Annotated in this window: 12 protein-coding genes; 4 read left to right on the top strand and 8 right to left on the bottom strand. The window is 73.2% G+C overall.

Features of this window, described 5'->3' with window-relative positions; genetic code table 11:
- Window positions 1–9 precede the first annotated feature (9 nt).
- Window positions 10–3,531 carry a UvrD-helicase domain-containing protein gene (locus tag ACGFZA_RS03845; RefSeq protein ID WP_393676934.1) on the bottom strand — a complete coding sequence of 1,174 codons (3,522 nt, stop codon included), beginning with the start codon at window positions 3,529–3,531 and terminating at the stop codon, window positions 10–12.
- A gap of 213 nt (window positions 3,532–3,744) precedes the next feature.
- Between ACGFZA_RS03845 and ACGFZA_RS03840 the strand changes: the two genes are divergently transcribed.
- Window positions 3,745–4,650, top strand: coding sequence for an SAM-dependent methyltransferase (locus ACGFZA_RS03840; protein ID WP_393676932.1), 906 nt, complete (start codon window positions 3,745–3,747; stop codon window positions 4,648–4,650).
- A 182-nt stretch (window positions 4,651–4,832) separates the two neighbouring features.
- On the opposite strand, the gene ACGFZA_RS03835 is transcribed toward ACGFZA_RS03840, so the two are convergent.
- Together ACGFZA_RS03835 and ACGFZA_RS03830 are read right to left on the bottom strand one after the other, a co-directional pair.
- Window positions 4,833–8,258, bottom strand: a complete 3,426-nt coding sequence (locus tag ACGFZA_RS03835) for an ATP-dependent helicase (protein WP_393676930.1) — start codon at window positions 8,256–8,258, stop codon at window positions 4,833–4,835.
- 228 nt (window positions 8,259–8,486) lie between these two features.
- Window positions 8,487–8,897, bottom strand: a complete 411-nt coding sequence (locus tag ACGFZA_RS03830) for an MGMT family protein (protein WP_385275430.1) — start codon at window positions 8,895–8,897, stop codon at window positions 8,487–8,489.
- A 221-nt stretch (window positions 8,898–9,118) separates the two neighbouring features.
- Between ACGFZA_RS03830 and ACGFZA_RS03825 the strand changes: the two genes are divergently transcribed.
- The 3 genes from ACGFZA_RS03825 (at window position 9,119) to ACGFZA_RS03815 (ending at window position 15,280) form a co-directional block, all read left to right on the top strand.
- A complete protein-coding gene (locus ACGFZA_RS03825; RefSeq protein ID WP_393676928.1) occupies window positions 9,119–11,917 on the top strand; it encodes a lysylphosphatidylglycerol synthase domain-containing protein in 2,799 nt (932 codons plus the stop codon).
- Between the two features lie 75 nt (window positions 11,918–11,992).
- Window positions 11,993–13,579 (top strand): alpha/beta hydrolase, encoded by a 1,587-nt coding sequence (locus ACGFZA_RS03820; RefSeq protein ID WP_385275436.1) that lies wholly within the window; start codon window positions 11,993–11,995, stop codon window positions 13,577–13,579.
- Window positions 13,580–13,708: 129 nt separating this feature from the next.
- Window positions 13,709–15,280: an alpha/beta hydrolase gene (locus ACGFZA_RS03815; RefSeq protein ID WP_393676925.1), complete on the top strand. Its 1,572-nt coding sequence runs from the start codon at window positions 13,709–13,711 to the stop codon at window positions 15,278–15,280.
- A 63-nt stretch (window positions 15,281–15,343) separates the two neighbouring features.
- Here ACGFZA_RS03815 and moeZ read toward each other — a convergent pair whose 3' ends face one another.
- The 5 genes from moeZ to ACGFZA_RS03790 all read right to left on the bottom strand — a co-directional run bounded on the left by moeZ (window position 15,344) and on the right by ACGFZA_RS03790 (window position 22,216).
- On the bottom strand, window positions 15,344–16,522 hold the full coding sequence (gene moeZ, locus ACGFZA_RS03810; protein ID WP_385275442.1) for an adenylyltransferase/sulfurtransferase MoeZ: 1,179 nt from the start codon (window positions 16,520–16,522) through the stop codon (window positions 15,344–15,346).
- An 85-nt stretch (window positions 16,523–16,607) separates the two neighbouring features.
- A complete protein-coding gene (locus tag ACGFZA_RS03805) occupies window positions 16,608–17,450 on the bottom strand; it encodes a spherulation-specific family 4 protein (RefSeq protein WP_385275445.1) in 843 nt (280 codons plus the stop codon).
- Window positions 17,438–18,403: an NAD-dependent epimerase/dehydratase family protein gene (locus tag ACGFZA_RS03800; RefSeq protein ID WP_385275448.1), complete on the bottom strand. Its 966-nt coding sequence runs from the start codon at window positions 18,401–18,403 to the stop codon at window positions 17,438–17,440. Before ACGFZA_RS03800 ends, ACGFZA_RS03805 begins: the two co-directional genes overlap by 13 nt.
- A gap of 137 nt (window positions 18,404–18,540) precedes the next feature.
- Window positions 18,541–19,890, bottom strand: coding sequence for a hypothetical protein (locus ACGFZA_RS03795; RefSeq protein WP_393677625.1), 1,350 nt, complete (start codon window positions 19,888–19,890; stop codon window positions 18,541–18,543).
- A gap of 481 nt (window positions 19,891–20,371) precedes the next feature.
- Window positions 20,372–22,216: a DUF3492 domain-containing protein gene (locus ACGFZA_RS03790; protein WP_385275803.1), complete on the bottom strand. Its 1,845-nt coding sequence runs from the start codon at window positions 22,214–22,216 to the stop codon at window positions 20,372–20,374.
- Window positions 22,217–22,398: the final 182 nt, after the last annotated feature.

Genomic DNA, 22,398 nt, shown 5'->3' with positions numbered 1-22,398 from the left:
ACCTTCAGCTTATCCGCCTGCGGGAGGTGGCTCGTCCAGCAGGATGCGCTCCAGTTCCGGGCGGCCGGGAAGGCGGCTGGGGCGGACGCTCTCACCGCTGCGCACGAAGAGGAAGGTGGCCGTGACGTCGGTGAGCGGCAGCCCGTGCAGTTCGGCCCAGGCCAGCCGGTAGACGGCGAGCTGGAGCGGGTCGGCGGTGTTGGTGCGGCTGGTCTTCCAGTCGACGATCTCGTACGTGTCGCCCGTGCGGTACACCGCGTCGATGCGGCCCCGGATGATCCGTCCGGCCAGCGTGATCTGGAAGGGCGTCTCGACGCGGTACGGGGTCCGGCGGGCGTACGGGGTGCGTTCGAAGGCCTCCTTGAGCTCGGCGAGATCGCGCTCGTCGGCGATGTCGGCGTCGCTCTCGTCGCCGCCGGGCAGCTCGTCGGGGCCCAGCATGGGCAGCGGCAGCTCCTCGAAGCGGGACTCGACCCAGGCGTGGAAGCGGGTGCCGCGGCGTGCCGCGGGCTGCGGAGGGCGGGGCATGGGGCGGGCCAGTTCCTGGGCGAAGCCGTCGGGGTCGTCGGCGAGGCGCAGCAGCTGGGTGGCGGAGAGCGACGCGGGCACGAGGACGTCGCGCACGGTGGCGCGGGCACGGCGCAGCTCGCCGGCGAGGGCGTCGAGGTCGCGGTCCCAGGAGGCGAGGGTGCGGGACTCCTCGGGGGTGAGGCGCGCGGGCACCCGCTCGGGCGCGCGGGCCGCCGGGACGTGCGGGGCTGGGGGAGACAGGTCCGGGGCAGGGGGAGACGCGGGAGGCGGGTGCGGGGCGTCGGAGGAAGGCGGGTGCGGGGCGGCGTCCGGGAACGGGGCATCGTCCAGGAAGGGGTCGTCCTCGGGGAACAGCTCCTCGTCCGCGAACGGCTCGTCGACCGGGAACGGCTCCCCGTCCGGGAACACCTCGTCGAAGGCGGGCTCGTCCGATGCGGACGGCGGGGCCCCCGGCACGTATGCGTCGGATGCCGGGCCCGCCGTGGCCAGTGCCTCCAGATGGGCCATCACCGTGTCCGCGGCGGCCCGGCGGCGGGCCAGCGCGGTCTCGTCCAGCGGCAGCGGCCAGGCGTGGTCGGCCGTGGCCTCTCCCAGGGCCGGGTTCTCCTCGTCCTCGGCCGGTGCGTCCGCCCACGCCTCGATCTCGCCGTACCCGGCCGCGCAGTGTGCGTACAGCGCGTCCAGGAAGGCCGAGGGGCCGCGCGGCTTCTTCTGGCTCGGGCCCCACCAGTGGCCGGAGCCGAGCAGCAGGGTGCGGGGCCGGGTGAAGGTGACGTAGCCGAGGCGGAGCTCCTCGGTGTGCTGGTGCTCCTTCATCTCCGCCTTGAACTCCTTGAGCCCCTTGGCGTCGAAGGAGTGGACGACGGGCAGCGTGGCCGTGTCGCCGCGCAGCGCGTGCGGGAGGACCTGGGACTGGGAGGTCCAGGCGTCCCGGGACTGGCCGCTCGGGAACTGGCCGGTGACCAGGCCGGGCACGGCAACGACATCCCATTCCAGGCCCTTGGACTTGTGGGCGGTGAGGACCTTGACGGTGTTCTCGCCGCCCGGAAGCGCGTTGTCCAGGCCCTTCTCGTACTGCACGGCGGTACGCAGGAAGCCGAGGAAGGCGAGCAGTGTCGCTTCCCCGTCGACGGCGGCGAACCGCGCGGCGACATCGAGGAAGTTGGCGAGGGTCTCGCGGCGGCGGGCCGCCAGGGCCTGCGGCGAGGCGGAGAGCTCGACCTCCAGGCCGGTGGTGGCGAGGACCCGGTGCAGGACGTCCATCAGCGGGTCGGCGAGCGAACGGCGCAGGTCGCGCAGCTCGGTGGCGAGGCGGGCGAAGCGGATCCGGGCCTCGGCGGAGAAGGGCAGGTGGTCGTCCTGCTCGCCGCCGGAGTCGAGGAAGGTGTCCAGGGCGTCGGCGAGCGAGATCACCTCGGCCGGGTCGATGCCCTCGACGGCTTCGGCGAGCCGGCGGTCGGGGTCGAAGTCCTCGTCGTCGCCGTGGGCGGAGCGGTGGACGAGGAGGCGGGCGCGGCGGCCGAGCAGAGCCAGGTCGCGGGGGCCGATCCGCCAGCGGGGGCCCGTGAGCAGCCGGACCAGGGAGGCGTTGGCTCCCGGGTCCTGGAGGACCTCGCAGACGGCCACGAGGTCGGCGACCTCGGGGAGGTGGAGCAGCCCGGAGAGGCCGACGACCTCGACCGGGATGTCCCGGGCGACGAGCGCGGCCTGGATCTCGGGGAAGTCACCGGCGGTGCGGCACAGGACGGCTATCTCGCCGGGGGCCTTGCCGGTGCGCACGAGGTGGGCGAGGGAGTCGGCGAGCCAGTCGATCTCCTCGGCGTGGGTGCGCAGCAGCGCGCAGCGGACGAGGCCGTCGCGCTCGGCGCCCGGGGCGGGGCGCAGGGCTTCGACGCCCTCGTGCATGGCGCGCAGGGGTGCGGCGAGTCCGTTGGCGAGGTGCAGGAGCCGGCCGCCGCTGCGGCGGTTCTCGCTGAGGGAGTAGCGGGCGGCCGGGGTGCCGTCGGCGTGCGGGAAGTGGCTCGGGAAGTCGTCGAGGTTGGCGACGGAGGCGCCGCGCCAGCCGTAGATCGCCTGGCAGGGATCGCCGACGGCGGTGACCGCGTGCCCGGAAGCGGCGCCGTCGGGACCGCTTCCGAAGAGGGCGGACAGCAGGAGGCGCTGGGCGACGGAGGTGTCCTGGTACTCGTCGAGCAGGACGACCCGGTACTCCTCGCGCAGGATCGCGCCGACCTCGGGGCGGGTGAGGGCGAGCTGCGCGGAGAGGGCGATCTGGTCGCCGAAGTCGAGGAGGTCGCGGCTGCGCTTCGCCTCCCGGTAGCGGCTGGTCAGCGAGAGCAGCTCGCGGCGGGCCGCGGCGGTCTCGGGGATCTTGCGCAGTTCCGCGTTGCTGAGCTTGGCGGTCTCCAGGGCGCGGAGCAGTTCGGTGTCGTACTCCGCGAGCTGTTCGGGGCGCACGAGATGTTCGGCGAGCTCGGCGTCCAGGGCGAGCAGATCGCTGACCAGGCTGGGGAAGGACCTGGTCAGGGCCGGATAGGGGCCGGGCGCCTCGCGCAGCACGCGGGCCGCGAGCTGGTAGCGGGTGGCGTCGGCGAGGAGACGGGTGGTGGGTTCGAGCCCTATCCGCAGCCCGTGTTCGGTGAGGAGCCGGCCGGCGAAGGCGTGGTACGTGGAGATGCCGGGTTCGCCCGGGGGGTTGTCCGGGTCGATGGTGTCCGGGTCGGTGACGCCGGCGGCGATCAGGGCCTTGCGGACGCGCTCGGCGAGCTCGCCGGCCGCCTTGTTGGTGAAGGTGAGCCCGAGAACCTGCTCGGGCGCGACCTGCCCCGTCCCGACCAGCCACACCACGCGGGCCGCCATCACCGTGGTCTTCCCCGACCCGGCTCCGGCGACGATCACCTGCGGGGCGGGCGGCGCGATGATGCACGCCGTCTGCTCCGGGGTGAAGGGGATCCCGAGCAGTTCCTTGAGCTGCTCGGGATCGGTGATACGTGAGGACACTCCACAGAGGCTAACCGGAGGGACCGACAACCCGTGAAGCCGCGAGGTCGGCGTCCGAGGTCCGGAAGGAGGCCGCGAAGCCGCGACGGCGGCGTCCGGGGCCCGGAAGGAGGTCGGGAAGCGTCTCGCCCCGGACCCCATGACCGGTCTAAGTTGCATCTGATCACCAAGGATCACCACGGAACGCATCAACATCCTTACGAGGACGGTCACATGAGCGCCGACGCACCCGCCCCGAACGCAGCAGATCTCAGGGAGCGCATCGACACGACGAAGGCGCACCCGGCGCGGGTCTACGACGTCTTCCTCGGCGGCAAGGACAACTACCCGGCCGACCGCGAGGCCGCGGCCATGGCCCTGGCCGCCAATCCGCGCGGGTACCTCACCGTGCGGCACAACCGGGACTTCATGCGGCGGGCTGTCACGCTCGCCGCGAAGGACGGCATCCGGCAGTTCCTGGATGTCGGCACCGGTCTGCCGACCCAGCAGAACGTGCACCAGATCGCCCAGGCGATCGCCCCCGACGCACGCGTGCTGTACGTCGACAACGACCCGGTCGTCCTCGTGCACGCGCAGGCCCTGCTCACCAGCGGGCCCGAGGGCCGCACCGAGTACATCGAGGCGGACCTGCGCGACCCCGCCAAGATCCTCGAAGCCGCCCGCCGCACCCTGGATCTCGAACGCCCGGTCGCCCTCGTCCTCGCCGCCGTCCTCCACTTCATCGAGGACGACGCCGCCTACCCGATCGTCAAGCAGCTCCTGGACGCGCTGGCACCCGGCAGCTTCCTCGTCCTGAGCAATGTCAGCTCGGACCTCAACCCCGAGCAGGTCGGCCAGATCACGAAGTCGTTCAAGGAGCGCGGTTTCGCGATGGTCCGCCGCTCGCACGCGCAGGTCGAGCGTTTCGTGACGGACAACGGCCTGGAGATGCTCGACCCCGGCGTCGTCCCTGTGCACCGCTGGCGTCCCGAGCGGGTCGTCGATCTTCCCGAGGCCGCGGACCCGGACCCGGAGTTCGTGGCGGGGCTGGACGAGCTGGACCGGACGCGCTACCAGGGGATCAACGACGTCACGGACGCGGACGTCAGCGTGTACGGAGTGGTGGCCCGCAAGCGCTGACGGGTGCACGGGATGGAGGCCGCCCGCAAGCGCTGACGTGCACGGGACGGAAGCCGCCCGCAAGCGCTGCCGGGGTCTGCGGAGTGGTGGCCCGCAGGCCAAGCGCTGACGGGTGCACGCGGCGGCGGCCCGCAGGCCAAGCGCCGCTCGGGCCCGGCGAGCCGGAGGGCGAGGCCGCCTCCTCACTCCAGGACGTGCCGGCCCTCCGGCTGCGCGCTGCACGAGGCCCTGAAGGAGCAGTGGGTGCAGTGCTGGCCGGTCGAGGGGGTGAACCGTTCGTCCAGGACCCGTCCGGCGGCGGTCGCCAGGAGGTCGGAGACCCACTCCGTGTCGGGCGGCTCCTGGGCCTGCACCTTGGGGACGGCGTCGCCGCCCTCCTTCTTGGGGGCGGGCTGGCGCAGCTGGACGAGTTCGGCGCCTCCGGATGCGGGGCGCGCGCCGTCGAAGACCTCGTCGACGGCGCCTTCCCGGACCGCCAGCTGGTACACGGCGAGCTGGGGGTGGCGGGCGACCTCGTCCTTCGTCGGGGACTGCTTGCCAGTCTTGAAGTCGACGACGTAGGCGCGGCCGTCGGCGTCGCGTTCGACGCGGTCCATGGAGCCCCGGATGCGCACCTCGTACTCCCCCGCCTCCAGCGTCACGTCGAAATCGTGCTCGCTGGCGGCCGGGGTGCGGCCGGTGCGGTCCATGACGTGCCAGCGCAGGAAGCGTTCGAGGGCGATGCGGGCCTGCTGCTTCTCCTGCTGCGACTTCCAGGGCGCGTCGAAGACCAGCCCGTCCCAGACCGAGTCGAGCCGCTCCATGAGGACGGCCAGATCGGCGGGCGTGCGGCCGGACGACACCTCGTCGGCCAGGACGTGGACGACGTTGCCGAACCCCTGGGCCGCCGTCGCCGGGGCGTCGGCCTTCACCTCGCGGCCCAGGAACCACTGGAGCGCGCAGGTGTTGGCGAGCTGGTCGAGCGCGCTGCCGGACAGGGCGACGGGCTGGTCCCGGTCGCGCAGCGGAACGGCCGAGCGGGTCGGTTCGTACAGGCCCCACCACCGGTAGGGATGGGCCGAGGGCACGAGCGGCTGTCCCTCGTCGTCGCTGAGCGCCGCGAGCCGGGCGAGGCGGTGGGCGGCCTCCTCGCGCAGCGCGTCGGATGCGGCGGGGTCGACGGTCGTGGCACGCAGTTCGGCGACGAGGGCGGCGACGGCGAGCGGGCGACGCGGGCGGCCGGTGACGTCGCGGGGTTCGACGCCGAGCTCGGTGAGGAAGCGGGACGGCTGGTCGCCGTCGTCGGCGGGGGCCTTGACGGCCGTGACGACCAGGCGTTCGCGGGCCCGGGTCGCCGCGACGTAGAAGAGCCGGCGCTCCTCGGCGAGGAGCGCGCCGGGGGTGAGGGGTTCGGCGATGCCGTCGCGGCCGATCCGGTCCGCTTCGAGCAGCGAGCCGCGGCGGCGCAGGTCGGGCCAGAGGCCCTCCTGCACCCCGGCGACGACGACCATGCGCCACTCCAGGCCCTTGGAGCGGTGCGCGGTCATCAGCCGTACGGCGTCGGGCCGCACGGAACGCCGGGAAAGGGTGTCGGCGGCGATGTCCTGGGCGTCGACCTCCTCCAGGAAGTTGAGGGCGCCGCGGCCTCCGGTGCGTTCCTCCGCGCGGGCCGCGGTGTCGAAGAGGGCGCAGACGGCGTCGAGGTCGCGATCGGCGTTACGGCCGCCCGCGCCCCCGCGCAGTGCGGCGCGCTCCAGCCTGGCCGGCCAGGGGGTGCCGGACCACAGGGCCCACAGTGCCTCCTCGGCGGTACTGCCCGCTTCGAGGAGCTCGCGCGCCGTGCGCAGCAGCGTGCCGAGGCGCTGGGCGCCGCGGGCGTACGCCGGATCGTGCGCCACGAGCCGCTCCGGTTCGGCGAGCGCGCGGGCGAGGAGTTCGCCGGAGGGTGCGGGCACCCGGTTGCCGGCGGCGCGCTCCTCGTCGCGCAGAGCCCTGCCGAGCCGGCGCAGGTCGGCGGCGTCCATGGACCCCAGCGGGGAGGCGAGAAGGGCGAGGGCCGTCTCGGTGTCGAGCCAGGCCGCGGGCGCGGTTGCGGCCGCGGGCGCAGGCGTAGGCGTAGGCGTAGGCGCGGGCCCGGTCGCGGCCGCGGGTGCGTCGTCGGATTCCGCCCCGGCACCGGCCGCGCGGTCCGCTTCCGTGTTCCGGCGGAGCGCCGCCGTGGCCACGGTGCGCAGGGCCGTCAGCAGGGGGGCCACAGCCGGTTCGTGGCGCAGGGGCAGGTCGTCGCCGTCGACCTCCAGCGGGACGCCCGCCGAGGTCAGGGCCCGGCGCACCGCGGGGATGGTGCGGCCGCCGGCCCGGACCAGGACCGCCATCTCCTGCCACGGCACCCCGTCCTCCAGATGTGCCCGGCGCAGCAGGTCGGCGATGTTGTCGAGCTCGGTGGACGCGGTCGGGTAGGTGTACGTCTCGACGCTGCCGCCCTCACGGACCGCGCCGAGCTCCCGGTGGGCGCGGACCTTCGCCGACGGCAGCCGGGTGAGCGGCATCCGGCGGGTGAGGAGCCGGGTCGCGGTCAGCAGCCGGTCGCCGGAGCGGCGCGAGGTGGTGAGGACGCCGACCGGGGCCGGGGCGCCGTCCGCGCGGCGGAACACCTCGGGGAAGTCGAGGATGCCGTTCACATCGGCGCCCCGGAAGGCGTAGATCGACTGGTCCGGGTCGCCGAAGGCGATCAGGTTCCGGCCCCCGCCGCCGCCCGGCGTGCTCCCCCGGTTCCCGGCCAGCGCGTGCAGCAGCCGCACCTGCGCCGGGTCGGTGTCCTGGTACTCGTCGACGAACACGGTGTCGTAACTGCCGGCCAGCAGCGCCGCCACCTCCGGGCGCTCGGCGAGCAGCACCGCGCGGTGGACCAGCTCCGCGTAGTCCAGCACTCCCTGGGCGTCCAGGACGTCGAGGTACTCGGCCAGGAACGCGGCGGCCGCGCCCCAGTCGGGCCGGCCGGTGCGCCGGGCGAAGTCGGCCAGGGCGTCCGGGCCGAGGCCCAGCTCACGGCTGCGGGCGAGCACGGCGCGCACCTCGTCGGCGAAGCCGCGCGTGGTCAGGCAGGCCCGCAGTTCGTCGGGCCAGCGGATGTGGTCGTGGCCCTCCTTCTCCAGGTCGAGCTGGCCGGCCAGCAGGTCGCGGACGGTGACGTCCTGCTCCGGTCCGGAGAGCAGCCGCAGCGGGTCCGCGAACAGGTCGGCGTCCTGATGGGCGCGCACCAGGGCGTAACAGAAGGAGTGGAACGTGGTGGCCTGCGGTCCGCGGACGGCACCGAGCCGGGCGGCCATCCGGTCGCGCAGTTCCACGGCGGCCTTGCGGCTGAAGGTGAGGACCAGGATGCGGGCCGGGTCGCCGCCCCGGGCGATGCGGGCGGCGACCGCTTCGACGAGCGTGGTGGTCTTGCCGGTCCCGGGACCCGCGAGGACCAGCAGCGGGCCGCCGGTGTGGTCAACCACCGCCCGTTGCGCCGCGTCCAGGAGAGGGGGGTCCGCCGAGCCCGGCAGGGTACGCACCAGCCGGTACGCGCCCGCGGTCCGCCGCCGTGCCTGACGGTGCGGACTGTTCCGGGTGGTGGAGGAGGAGCTCACGTGGGGATCGCCGGTCCTGGTGGGTGTGCTGGGGTGCTGGAGGTGAGGGCGCGGCGCGTGCCGCGAACTGACGACGCTACTCCGGCGGCGCCGCCGATAGGTGCGGGACGGATGCGTGGATCGTCACGTTCCGCCGGGCGGAAGGACCCGGCACGGTTTCCGCTTCACGCTTCCTGTACGTCGTACGGGCCCGGCTCCGCCCGATGTGCGGCCGGATGGCCGAAGCTGTCAGGTGTGAGATCCCCCGCCGTCGCCCTTCGTGCCCGGCCCGTCCGGTGCACCCCCCGTCGCCCCGTCGGGCACGCCGTCCCACCGTGCGCGCCGCATGTCGAGACGTGGGACATGGCCGTCCGCGGAGCGCGAGGCCTCGCGCAGCGGGGTGTTCTCCGCACGGTAGTGATCCAGCGCCCGCAGCTCGTGGCCGGGCAGCAGCGCACCGTCGGCGCGCACCACACGCCACCACGGCACCGCTCCCCCGTACAGCGCCATGACCCGGCCGACCTGGCGCGGCCCGCCGTCCCCCAGCCACTCCGCGACATCGCCGTAGGTCATGACGCGGCCGGGCGGGATCAGTTCGGCGACGTCGAGCACGCGCTCCGCGTACTCCGGCAACGCGTCACTCGTCGGGTGTTCGCTCATCCGGCCCATCCTGCCGTACGCCACCGACAGTCCGCCCTGTTCCGTGTCCGGCCGGACACGGAGTGTGCACGGAAGGGGAATGGAGCGTATCTTGCGCATCGCGCGCCCTCGCATCGCACCCTGATGCCTCCCTCCGCCCGTCGGCCGTGCCACCATCATGCGGGCGGTGACCGGTGATACGAGAAAACGAAGACCAATCAGAGGCGACGAAGGAGCAGGGCGTGCAGCCACCGAAGGCGGCCGACGCCTCTGATGCGGAGCCGCACCCCGAGGAGAGCGGGCAGCAGCCCGACGCCGGCCCGCAGGGCTCCTCGGACCGTCGCGACACCGGCCCGCAGGCGTCTTCGGATCGTCCCGGCACCGCCTCGCAGGGTTCCTCGGATCATCCGGAGGGCTCGACGCTCGCGACCTCCGAGGGGGCGCTGTCCGACCGTGTCTCGGGGGACGAGCCCCTGCTCCCCGCCCGGGTGCACCGCCCTTCCGACCTGATGCGGCTCCTGATCGGGGTCCTGGCGATCGTCCTGCTGTTCGCCGTCGCCGCATTCGCCCACGGCACGACGGCGGGCCTCGAACAGGACATCAACAAGGGCACCGGCCAGGCACCCGATCTGCTCATCAAGATCGCCGGCCTCGTCTCCAGCATCGCCGTGCTGCTCGTCCCGGTGGCCTTCGCCATCGAGCGGCTGATCAAACGCGACGGGCTGCGGATCGCGGACGGCGTCCTGGCCGCCGTACTCGCGCACGGGGTGACGCTCGCCACGGATCTGTGGGTGTCCAACTCCGCGGCCGGCACCATCCAGGACGCCCTGACCCAGCCGCAGCCAGGTGACGCGGCGCTCACCGACCCCGTCCACGGCTATCTCGCTCCGGTGATCGCCTATATGACGGCGGTCGGCATGGCGAGACGGCCGCGGTGGCGGGTGGTGCTGTGGGTCGTGCTGCTGCTCGACGCCTTCACCATGCTGGTGGGCGGGTACACGACTCCGCTCTCGATCATCCTCACCGTGCTCATCGGCTGGACGGTCGCCTACGGCACGCTGTACGCGGTCGGCTCGCCGAACGTCCGGCCGACCGGCCAGCACCTGATGGCCGGTCTGCGCCACGTCGGTTTCCGCCCGGTCACCGCGATGCGGGCCGAGGACGCGCCCGACTCGGGTGACCAGAACGACCGCGGACGCCGGTACGTGGTCTCGCTGGAGGACGGTCCACCGCTCGACGTGACGGTCGTGGACCGCGAACAACAGGCGCAGGGCTTCTTCTACCGGGTGTGGCGCAGGCTCACCCTGCGCGGCATCACCCAGCGGCGTTCCATCCAGTCGCTGCGCCAGGCGCTGGAGCAGGAGGCGCTGCTCGCGTACGCGGCGATCGCCGCCGGCGCCAACGCCCCCAAACTGATCGCCACCTCCGAGCTCGGCCCCGACGCCGTGATGCTGGTGTACGAGCACATCGGCGGGCGCTCGCTGGACGCGCTGGAGGACTCCGAGATCACCGACGACCTGGTGCGCGGCGCCTGGCGTCAGGTGAAGGCGCTCCAGTCCCGCCGGATCGCACACCGCAGGCTCACCGGTGACGCCATCCTGGTGGATCGTTCCGGCAAGGTGTTCGTCACGGATCTGCGCGGCGGCGAGATCGCGGCCGGTGACCTGGTCCTGCGGATGGACGTCGCCCAGCTGCTCACCACCACGGGTCTGCGGATCGGCGCCGAGCGGGCGGTCGCGTCCGCACTGGCGGTGCTCGGCCCGGACGCCGTCGCCGACTGCCTGCCGCTGCTCCAGCCGATCGCGCTCAGCCGCTCCACCCGCGCCCATCTGCGCAGGCTCGCCCGGGAGCGGTCGCAGCGCGAACGCGAGGCCGTACTGGACGCCTCGGACGCGGCGAAGCGGGCCAGGGCGCAGGACGCGGAGCGTACCGACGACGCCGGCCGCAAGACCGCCCGCAAGTCACAGCGCACCGAGAAGCAGGCCGAGAAGCGGGCCATGGACGACGCACTGGACGGGGCCCGCGAGGAGGATCTGCTCTCCCAGATCCGCCAGGAGGTGCTGCTGATCCGGCCGCAGGCCCCCGTCGAGCCCGTCCGCCTGGAGCGCATCAAGCCGCGCACCCTGTTCAGCTTCATCGCCGGCGCCATCGCCGCGTACTTCCTGATCTCGCAGGTCACCGAGGCCGACTTCGGCGCGGTGGTCGAGCAGGCGGAGTGGGGCTGGGTGGCCGCCGCGCTCGGCTTCTCGGCGCTCAGTTACATCGCGGCCGCGATGAGCCTGCTGGGCTTCGTGCCCGAGCGGGTGCCGTTCGGCAAGACGGTGCTGGCGCAGGTCGCCGGCTCGTTCGTGAAGATCGTGGCCCCGGCCGCGGTGGGCGGTGTCGCGCTGAACACCCGGTTCCTCCAGCGTTCCGGTGTGCGTCCGGGGCTCGCGGTCGCGAGTGTCGGCGCCTCGCAGCTGTTCGGGCTCGGGTGCCACATCCTGCTGCTGGCCGCGTTCGGCTATCTGACGGGTACGGAGAAGACGCCGTCCTCGCTCACCCCGTCCAGGACCGTGATCGCGGGGCTGCTGACGGTCGCCGTGCTGGTGCTGGTGGTGACGGCGATCCCGTTCCTGCGGAAGTTCGTGGTGACCCGGGTGCGGTCGCTGTTCGCCGGAGTCGTACCGCGCATGCTCGACGTCGTGCAGCGGCCGCAGAAGCTGCTCACCGGCATCGGCGGGATGCTGCTGCTGACCGGCCTGTTCGTGATGTGCCTGGACGCGTCGGTCCGGGCGTTCAGCGGTCCGGATACGCCGCACCTGAGTTACGCGAGCATCGCGGTGGTGTTCCTCGCCGGCAACGCCCTGGGGTCGGCGGCACCGACGCCGGGCGGCATGGGCGCGGTCGAGGGTGCGCTGACCCTCGGTCTGATCGCGGTCGGCCTGCCGAAGGAGGTCGCGGCACCCGCGGTGCTGCTGTTCCGGCTGATGACGCTGTGGCTGCCGGTGCTCCCCGGCTGGCTCTGCTTCAACCATCTGACGCGCAAGGGCGAGCTCTAGCTCCTCCGCGGACGGGGCCACCCGCTTGGACCGGCGCCCCGTGCACCCCCCGGGGCGCCGTCGCACGATGGAGCGATGAGGACCTCCCCTGCCCTGCGCGCCGCGGCCCTCGCCGGCGTCGTCACCGTGCTGCTTCCCCTCGCCGGCTGTTCGGACGGGGGCGGCGAGGAGAACTCGCCCCACGCCGCCGAGGCCGCCGCGGCCACCACCCCGGCCGGCCTCGCCTCCCAGCAGCTGAAGTGGACGCCGTGCCCGGCCCCTTCCCAGGCACAGGGCGGCGGCGCCTCGCCCTCCCCCTTGCCGGGCGGGGCCGTCTGGGAGTGCTCGTTCATGAATGTCCCGCTCGACTACGCGGAGCCCGACGGCGACACCATCGAACTGGCGCTCGTCCGGGCGAAGGCGATGGACGCGAAGAAGCGGATCGGTTCGCTCATCTTCAACTTCGGCGGCCCCGGCGCTTCCGGTGTCGCCACGCTGCCCGCCTTCGGTACGGAGTACGACAAGCTCCGCACCCGCTACGACCTGGTGAGCTTCGACCCGCGCGGAGTCGGCCGCAGTGCGGGCGTCGAGTGCGAGGACGACGCTCAGCTGGACGCGCGGTACGAGGGCGACGGCACGCCCGACGACGCGGCGGAGGAGAAGGCGTTCACCGAGGACACGAAGACGTATGCGGACGCCTGCGAGAAGAACTCGGGCAAGGAGCTCCCCTTCGTGGGGACGACCAACGCCGCCCGCGACATGGACCTGATGCGCCAGGTGCTCGGCGACGACAGGCTCTACTACTTCGGCATCTCGTACGGCACCGAACTGGGCGGCGTCTACGCGCACTTGTTCCCCGGGCACGTCGGCAGGTCGGTCCTGGACGCGGTGGTCGACCCGACCGAGGACGCGGAACAGTCCTCTCTCGGCCAGGCCAAGGGATTCCAGCTCGCCCTGGACAACTTCGCCGCGGACTGTGCCGACCGGGGCGACGCCTGCAAGCTGCCCGGCGCCACGGCCGAGGAGGTCGAGCAGGGGGTGTCCGCCCTCCTCGACCGGCTGGAGAAGAAGCCCGTACCGGGCATCGGTTCGCGGAAGCTGACGCAGACGCAGGCCACCACCGGCATCGCGGCGGCGCTCTACTCCAAGGAGACCTGGCCCCTGCTGGAGCAGGGCGTCGACGAGGCCGACGGCGGCGACGGCGCACTGCTCCTCGCCCTCGCCGACTCCCTCAACGGGCGCTCCGAGGACGGCCACTACGACAACTCCGCGGCGGCCAACACCGCCATCAACTGCGCGGACTCCAAGGAACGGTTCACCCTCGACGGGACCAAGGAGAGGCTTCCCGCGTTCCACGACGCCTCACCGGTCTTCGGCGACTACCTCGGCTGGGGTCTGATGGCGTGCACCGGCTGGCCGGTGGCGGGCGCCTGGGACACCCCGGACGTCAGCGCCGCGGGCGCGGCCCCCATCCTCGTTATCGGCAACACCGGCGATCCGGCGACTCCGTACGCGGGCGCGAAGGCGATGGCCGAGGAGCTGGGCGAGGGCGTCGGCGTGGAGATGACGTACAGGGGCGAGGGCCACGGCGCGTACAACAGCGGCGACTCCTGCGTACAGAAGGCGGTGGGCGGCTACCTCCTGGACGGAAAGGTGCCGGCCGACGGGACGGTCTGCGGCTGAGAGCTGTCCGTCATCCGTGGTGGATCAGCCCGGCATGATCCGGACGAGAGGCCCGGGAGTGCCGGTCAGCACGCCTACCATGGGCGCGAACTGCCGGACGGGCAGGCACGAACGGGGAGGGACGTACACGTGGTCGCATACGGACGGGCCGGGGCGCTGGCCGCCGCCGCACTGCTGCTGACGGGGGTGCTCGCGGGCTGCGAGGACGGCACGGACGACAAGCCGGGCAAGCGGGCGGACGCCGCCACGTCCACCGCGGCATCGCCGTCCGCCTCACCGTCAAAGGCGGCCGAGAAGCCCCTGCCCACCTCGCTCACCTCGCAGCGACTGGACTGGAACCGCTGCAAGGCCCCCGAGGGCGGCAGCGCCCCGGGCTCGGCCTGGCGCTGTACGACGGTCAAGGTCCCGCTGGACTACACGAAGCCGGACGGCGACACGATCGGGATCGCGCTGATCCGCAAGGAGGCCCGCGACAAGGGCCGGCGGCTCGGCTCGATGCTGTTCAACTTCGGCGGACCGGGCGGCTCGGGCGTCTCCATCCTGCCGCGCGCGGCCAGTTCGTACGGGAGCCTCAACACCCGGTACGACCTGGTGGGTTTCGATCCGCGCGGGGTGGCGGGGAGCGCCGGCGTGCGGTGCCGCACGGACCAGGAGCAGGACAGCACCAACCGGAAGATCGACATGACACCGGACACCGCGGCCGAGGAGGCGGCGTTCATGAAGGACGGCGCCGGCTTCGGCGCGGGCTGCGAGCGACGCTCCGGCAAGGTCCTGCCGTACGTCGGCACGACGAACGCCGCCCGGGACATGGACCTGATCCGCGAGGTCCTCGGCGACAAGCAGCTGACCTACTTCGGCATGTCGTACGGCACCGAGCTGGGCGGCACCTACGCGCATCTCTTCCCCGCGCACGTCGGCCGCACCGTCTTCGATGCCGTCGTCGACCCGACGGCGGACTCCACCGGTCACGCCCGCAACCAGGCCACCGGCTTCCAGCGGGCGCTGGAGAACTACCTCAAGGACCGCGGCCAGGACCCCGGGAAGGGCACGCAGCGGATCGCCGCGCTGCTGAAGCGGATCGACGCCAAGCCGCTGCCGACCGGGACGGGCCGCGAGCTCAACGAGTCGCTGGCGATCACCGGCATCGTGCTGCCGCTCTACTCCAAGGACAACTGGCCGACGCTCACGCAGGCGCTGGACGAGGCGGAGAGCGGCACCGGCTCCATGCTGCTGCAGCTCGCCGACTCGTACAACGGCCGTGACGAGAACGGTCATTACGACACCCAGAACCACTCGCAGCGCGCCATCTCCTGCGCGGACAGCAAGGCCAGGCCGACGGCGGCCGAGGCGAAGGCGTTGCTGCCCGAGTTCAAGAAGCTGTCCCCCGTCTTCGGTCCGTTCCTGGCCTGGGACACCGCGGGCTGGTGCTCGGACTGGCCGGTGGCGGGCGAGCACGACACCCCGGAGGCGAGCGCTCCGGGCGCCGGCCCGATCCTCGTCGTGGGGACCACGGGTGACCCGGCGACGCCGTACGAGGGTGCGCGCAAGATGGCGGACGAGCTCGGCAAGGGTGTCGGCGTCCTGCTCACCAACAAGGGCGAGGGGCACGGCGCCTACGGCGTGAGCAGCTGTGTGACGTCGGTGGTGGACGACTACTTCCTCGACGGGAAGGTGCCGGCGGACGGCAGGACCTGCTCGTAGCGGGGTGGTACACACGCCGAAGGGGCCGGCCCGCGTGATGCGGGCCGGCCCCTTCGCAGCGTTCTAGTACACCGGCTTCTCGGGCTCGATCTGGTTGACCCAGCCGATCACGCCGCCGCCGACGTGCACCGCGTCGGCGAAGCCCGCCGACTTGAGGACCGCGAGGACCTCGGCGCTGCGGACACCGGTCTTGCAGTGCAGCACGATGCGCTTGTCCTGCGGGAGGTCCTGGAGGGCGTTGCCCATCAGGAACTCGTTCTTCGGGATCAGCTTCGCGCCGGGGATCGAGACGATCTCGTACTCGTTCGGCTCACGGACGTCGATGATCTCGATCTTCTCGTCCGCGTCGATCCACTCCTTGAGCTGCTTGGGAGTGATCGTGGAGCCGAGTGCCGCCTCCTGGGCCTCCTCGGACACGACGCCGCAGAAGGCCTCGTAGTCGATGAGCTCGGTGACGGTCGGGTTCTCGCCGCAGACCGCGCAGTCGGGGTCCTTGCGGACCTTGACCTGACGGTACTGCATCTCCAGCGCGTCGTAGATCATCAGCCGGCCGACGAGCGGGTCGCCGATGCCGGCGAGCAGCTTGATGGCCTCGTTGACCTGGATGGAGCCGATGGACGCGCACAGCACGCCCAGGACACCGCCCTCGGCGCAGGAGGGAACCATGCCGGGGGGCGGCGGCTCCGGGTAGAGGCAGCGGTAGCAGGGACCGTGCTCGGACCAGAAGACGGACGCCTGGCCGTCGAACCGGTAGATCGAGCCCCAGACGTACGGCTTGTTCAGCAGGACCGCGGCGTCGTTGACAAGATAGCGGGTGGCGAAGTTGTCCGTGCCGTCCACGATCAGGTCGTACTGGGCGAAGATCTCCATCACGTTCTCGGCTTCGAGCCGTTCCTCGTGAAGGATCACGTTCACCAGGGGGTTGATCCCCTGCACGCTCTCCTTGGCCGACAAGGCCTTGGACTTGCCGATGTCGGCCTGGCTGTGGATGATCTGGCGCTGCAGGTTCGACTCGTCGACCTCGTCGAACTCCACGATGCCGAGCGTTCCGACACCGGCGGCGGCCAGGTACATCAGCGCCGGCGAGCCGAGACCGCCGGCGCCCACACAGAGCACCTTCGCGTTCTTCAGCCGCTTCTGCCCGTCCATCCCGACATCCGGGATGATCAGGTGGCGGGAGTACCTGCGGACCTCGTCGACGGTGAGCTCAGCAGCTGGCTCGACCAGGGGTGGCAGCGACACAGGAACCTCAACAATGCAGGTGGTCGGTTTCTACGTACTTCGACTACGTACGGTTGTTCTTGCGGTAACACTGCCACGCCCCCTCTCATTCCGAGATACCAGGTCCGATCCGCGAGACGATTTCGTCCCAGTACCTGGGCAGAGTCGCAAATGGATCGCTTTGTCCGCGCCCGTTTCCGGGATCGGCCTCTCCGCTGCGGTCCGTGAAGAAGATCGTCCCGGCGCCCTGCCAGCGGGCGACCCGCATCGCCTCCTCCAGGTGAGTACGGGGGACACCATGGACGAAGTGGGCGAAACGGCCGGGCGGATAGGCGGCGGTCCACTCCGCCACCTGCGACCAGCGGTAGTCGGTCCACGCGCCGCGGAAGGTGACGAGCTGGTCGGCGGCCTCCGCGTAGCCCGGATACGGATGGGTGTCGTGCCCGAGCACGAGGTGTCCGCCGTGCTGCGCGCTGTCGCTGTCCGCCAGGAGTGCGGAGAGGGTGCTGGTGAGACGGCGGACGGCCGGAAGGTCCGGGCGCCCGGCCGGGCAGCGGTTCAGGTAGAAGCCGTCGACGCGGTACCAGTCCAGGTAGGACTGCGCGTCGGCGACGAGATCGCCGAAGGGCCTGCTGCCGTGGGCCAGATCGAGCCGGCCGAGCAGCCGCCCGGCCGATGCCCGCACGGAATCGAGCGGTTCCTCGCCGTGCACGGCCCGTTCGCGGGCGTTGCGGAGCCGGCCCGCGGCCTCCAGGCAGTGCGGGTCGGGGCGGCTGCCTGGGCCGTTGTCGATGTCGAGGACGGCCCAGTGCAGCGGTGTTCCCGGGCGGGCGAGTTCGGCCCATTCGACCGGCGCGAGCAGCGGGTGCGCGTACCCCGGGACGCCGAAGCCGAGCTGTTCGGCGCCGCTGGTGCGGCGGGCGGTGCCGGTACTGGTCAGATACGGCACGCCGCCTCCATCCAGATGTCGGCGAGGGACTCCTCCAGATTGATCCGGGGGCGCCAGCCGAGCCGGTCCCTGGCGGTGCGCACGTCGGCCTGCTGCCAGGCACCGCAGCCGTCCGGGTAGGGGGACGGGGTGACCGCGAGGTGTTCCATGACCGATTCGGCGGAAGTGCGCGGCGCGCCGATGGGCAGGCGGGCGGGGGGCGTGTCCAGCTCGTGGAGCGCGCCCCCGTATCCGGCGACCTTGGCGAGGACGGCCGCGGCGTCGCGCAGGCGCACGGCGCGGCCGGTGCCGATGTTGACGACGCCCTGTGCGGCGGAGAGCGAGGCCGCGTGCACGGCGCGTGCGACGTCGCGCACGTCGACGAAGTCGCGCTGCACACCGAGGCCCCCGAGCTTCAGCTCGCCGTCGCCCGACTGCATGGCGCGGCGCATCGCCTCGGCGAGCCGGCCGAGCGGCGAGCCGGCCGGGGTGCCGGGGCCGACCGGGGAGAAGACCCTGAGCACGACCGCGTCGAGGCCGGAGCCGAGGACGAGTTCGGTGGCGGCGAGCTTGCTGACGCCGTACGGGCCGCCGGGGCGCGGGATGGCGTCCTCGGCCGTGGACGAGCCGGGCTGCGAGGGCCCGTACTCCGAGGAGCAGCCGACCTGGACCAGCCGGGCGGTGCAGCTGCTGCGCCGCATCGCCTCGCAGACGGTGGCGACGGCGACGGTGTTGTGACGGGTCAGGTCGCGGGCCCCGCCCCGGGTGGCGCCGGCGCAGTTGACGACGACTCCGGGGTGGACGGCGTCCAGAAAGCGGGTGAGCGCTCCCGGGCTTCCGCCTGCGAGGTCGAACCGTACGTCGGCGTCGTCGCCGCGGCCGAGCGCCGTGAGGTGGACGGCGGGGTCGGCGAGCAGCCGGTCGGCCACGAACCGGCCGAGGAAACCGTTGGCTCCGAGCAGCAGCACCCTCATCGTGCGTCCCCTCGGTGCCGACGGCGGGCTGCCGGTGCGGGGTATTGGGGGGTCATGTCCGGTGTCTCCTTGGGGCAGTTGTGTGCGGTACGGGAAGAGGCCCGTGGCGTCGGCTCCACGGGGTTCTGGGTGCGAGGTCAGGCGGCGGTGTGGGCGGACGCCCGGGAGAGGGCGACGGTGGCGGTGGTCAGCAGGCCGAGCGCGGCCGCGCCGCAGGCGACGGCGGGTACGGCCCCGGTGCCCGCCGCCGCGACGAGCGCGTCGACGGGGCGGGCGAGGACGTCGAGGCCGGGCAGCCGGCCGGCCAGCACGAGGGCGGGGGCGGCGGCCTCGACGGCACAGGCGGCGGCGAGGCCGGTGGCGGCCGGTTCGGGGAAGCCGTGGACGGTGAGGAGGCGGGCCAGCAGAAGCAGCACGCCCAGCGCCGCGGCTCCGACCGGGGAGCCGCCGGCGCCGATCCCGAGCCCGGCCAGGTACAGCAGCCCGCCGAGGACGCAGAGGAAGAAGGCGACGGCGGCGAACAGCAGGGGGCGCACACCCGCGGCGAACTCCTCCAGCGCACGGCTGCCGTTGAGTTTGCGGTGCGCGTGTACGGAGAAGAGGTGCGCGCACCAGGCTGCGGGAGCGACCGCCACGGCGAGGCCGAGGAGCGGGGCGGGGGTGATGTCCCAGGGGCCTTCGGGTCCGCCGCTGAGAACCTGGTGGAGCAGCGCGTCGCCGTACAGGACGTAGCCGAGCAGCCAGCAGCCGAACAGGCCCGCGGCGCCCGACGAACGGCCCTCGGCGCAGAGCGGACCGGTACGCAGGGCGCATACGAGCCCGACGAGGGCGAGGAGACCGCCACCGGTGCCGATGGCGAGCCGCGCCCCGCCGTCGAGGACCCCCTCGGTGAGCCGCAGCGCGACGAAGGTCGTGAGACAGGCGGCGCCGGGCAGCAGGGCCCGGAGCGACCACGCGGCGCGCGTCTCGATGTCGCGCGCCGGGGCGAAGGACGCGCCCACGGGCTCCCCCGCGACGGCGGGGACCCGGGCGAACAGTTCCTCGGCGAGCGAGAAGACATCGCGATGCCGGTAGCGGGCGGCGGTGCGGTCGGTGACTCCGTGGGCCTCCAGACCGGCGGCGATCTCCAGCGGGTCGACGGCTCGCTCGCAGAGCTCACGGTGCCGGTGCATCAGGGATTTCACGGGATCGACGGGCCCACGCCGCCCGGTGGCGAGTTTGCGCACCGAAGCGGTGTGGGCGACCTCGGGAGCCCGGGAGGTGGGGCGGCGTGCGAGGTGGTCGGAGTCGGCGAGGTCCGTCGTGGGTGCCGGATCCGGCGACGGACGTGCAGGGGTGCGCGGCGCGGCAAGGGCCTCGTCGGCGGGGGCGGAGGGCTCAGCACGGAGCTCACCGGCGGAGCCGGAAGGCGTGGCACGGGGCTCACCGGCGGGGGCGGGAGGCTGGGTGAGTGCCTCGTCCTCGGGGGCAGGAGATGCGTCGCCCATGGGTTCGGACGATGTGGGAGTCGAGGTCGGCGCAGGGGCGGGCGCCGCCGCGGCCATGGGGACGGGTGCGGCGTCGGGCTCCGGAAGCGGGCCGCTCCCGGTGGCGCCCTCCCGCGCCGGGCGCGCGCCCCCCGTCCCGCCCGCCGTCGCGCTGTCCGCCGCGCCCTGCGGCGCGCTCCCGCCCACGTCCACAGACGGGCTGTCCGTCCCGTCCGCCGGCGCAGTGTCCGCCTCCTCGTCCGGCGGTGTGGCGGACAGCCCCCAGGCCGGTTCGGAGACGTCCGCGAGCAGGGTTCCGGAGGCCGGCGCCCATGCGCGGTGGTCCCCGTCACTGCTGGTCATCGGCGTGCCGAGCGCCTCGGGCACTTCGGTCGGGCGGCCCATCGTCGTTCCTCCGTGCTCGTCACCCGGGGCGGCGATCGCACCGGGTGCACCGGTCGGCCCCGGTCGGTTCGTGCGGCCCGGCGCGGCCGTCTCCTGGTCACACATCGCCGTCCCCCGCGCCCGGCACTCCCGCGCCGACGCCCTGCCCGGCCCAGCTGGGCGTCCGCCCGGCCGGGCCGGGTCCGGAGCCGTCGGCCGGCTCCGGCCACAGACCGAGGACGTGCGCCTCCGGCGGGGTGGCGAAGGGGCGGGGCCCGCCGTCGGCGGCCCGCGACGCCTCCCTGCGCACCGGCGCCTGCGCGATCAGCTCCAGGTAAATGCCGCGAAATGCCGCGAGGTTCTGTTCGACGGTGAAGAGTTCGAGCGCCCGGGCGCGCGCCGCCGCTCCCAGGCGCGCCCGGCGCTCCGGGTCACGCAGCAGCGCCAGGCAGGCGTCCGCGAGGGCCCGTGGATTGCGCGGCGGCACCACGAGTCCCGTACCGCCGATGACCTCGACGACCGCGCCGACGTCCGTGGACACCGTCGCCCGGCCGCAGAACATCGCCTCGACCAGACTGATCGGGAAGCCCTCGACCACGCTGGAGAGCACCACGACCCCGCCCGCCGCATAGGCGTGGACGAGATCGGGGACCTCGGCCCCTCCGATGTCCTCGAAGGAGACCGGGCTGTCGCCCACGGCGTGCGCGTCCACGGCCTCGTCGGGGAACAACTGGTCGGCGAGCGCCCGGCAGTGGGCGAGATAGTCGGCACCCTCGGCCCCCTGGGCGGCCGCGCCGATGATGCGCAGCCGGGCATCGGGCTCGGCCCTGCGCACCTCGGCGAAGGCGTGCAGCAGGGCGATCAGGTCCTTGGCGGGCTCGATCCGGCCGACCCAGACCAGGGTGTCGGGGCCACCGTCGTCCTCGCTCTCGCCGAGCGCCGCGAAGCGGGCGGACTCCATACCGGGGTAGACCGTGCGCACCTTGGCGGGCTCGGCGCCGCAGCGCTCCTGCCAGCGGCGGGCGTGGGTGTTGCCGGGGGTGATGAGCGCGGCCTGCCGGTACACCTCGGCGGCGAGCCGTCCGTGGAAGTTCGCGAGCAGCGCGCGTACCGGCGCGCTCACCGGCGCACCGGTGTCGGCGAGGTAGTGGGCCCGCAGCTGCACGGCGTGCTCGGTGACGAGCAGGGGCACCCCGAAGAAGCGCTTGGCCAGCAGTCCCGGCAGCGCGGCGGCGCCGCCCGACGCGGCATGGCAGAGGTCGACGGCGCCGAGGCTCTCCTCGTCGTACCAGTCGAGGGAGAGCGGGCGCAGCACCCGGTCGAGCTCCGCGGCGAAGGCGAGGAGGTCGGGGACGGTGGCGGACTGGACGGTGCGTCCGGTGCCATGGGCGCGGCAGGCGGTCTCGAGGATCCGCACCGCGGTCTCGGAGCGCAGGGCCGCGGGCAGCCCCCCGTGCTCGCAGGCCAGTTCGGCGAGCCCGTAGAGGCCTTCCGTGAACTGCGCGTCGGCGATCTGCGCGTCCGCGATCCGCGGGTCCATGACGGGCGCAGCGCCGGCGGCCCCGCCCCGGCCTGCGTCCTCGCCGGCGTCGTCCTGCTCGCCGCCCGTCGTACCCGCCACGCACACCGAGGCAGCGAGCGCGGTGAAGTGGGTGACGAAGCGCCGCCGTTCGCGCCGCCCGTACGTGCGGGCGCCCCCGCCGGTCAGCAACCGCGGGAGCAGCCCTCTGGGGGCGTGGAGGCCGAGGGTGTCCTCGTCGGCGGTCCACAGGGGCGCCGTCCGCACGCGGCTGACCTGGACCGGGAGCTGGACCCAGCCCTGTGCCTCCTGCTCGGCGCTGCGGCTGAGCGCGAAGAGATCGAACTCGTGCTGCGCGAGGCCGCGCACCAGACGGTCGCACCAGAGTCTGGACTCACCGGACGCATACGGATAGCCACCTTCGGTGAGCAGTCCGATCCGCACGAGCACACCCCCGATCTCCCTTGTGAGCGGCCGCCGTTGGATCGGCGACTCGCAGCGGGACGACCGTAAGCGGATACGCCGGTGGTGGGGCGGGGCGGGGGGGGGGGCCGCCCCCAACCGGGGGGAGCGCGGCACAATAACACCCCCGCACGCGTGTGGGGGGGGGGGAGAGCAGAGCGGGA

Origin of the sequence: Streptomyces sp. NPDC048211 (assembly GCF_043202315.1) — a bacterium.
GTDB lineage: Bacteria > Actinomycetota > Actinomycetes > Streptomycetales > Streptomycetaceae > Streptomyces.
The sequence above is the reverse complement of the archived record's forward strand: the minus strand, read 5'-3'. Positions and strand labels throughout refer to the sequence as shown.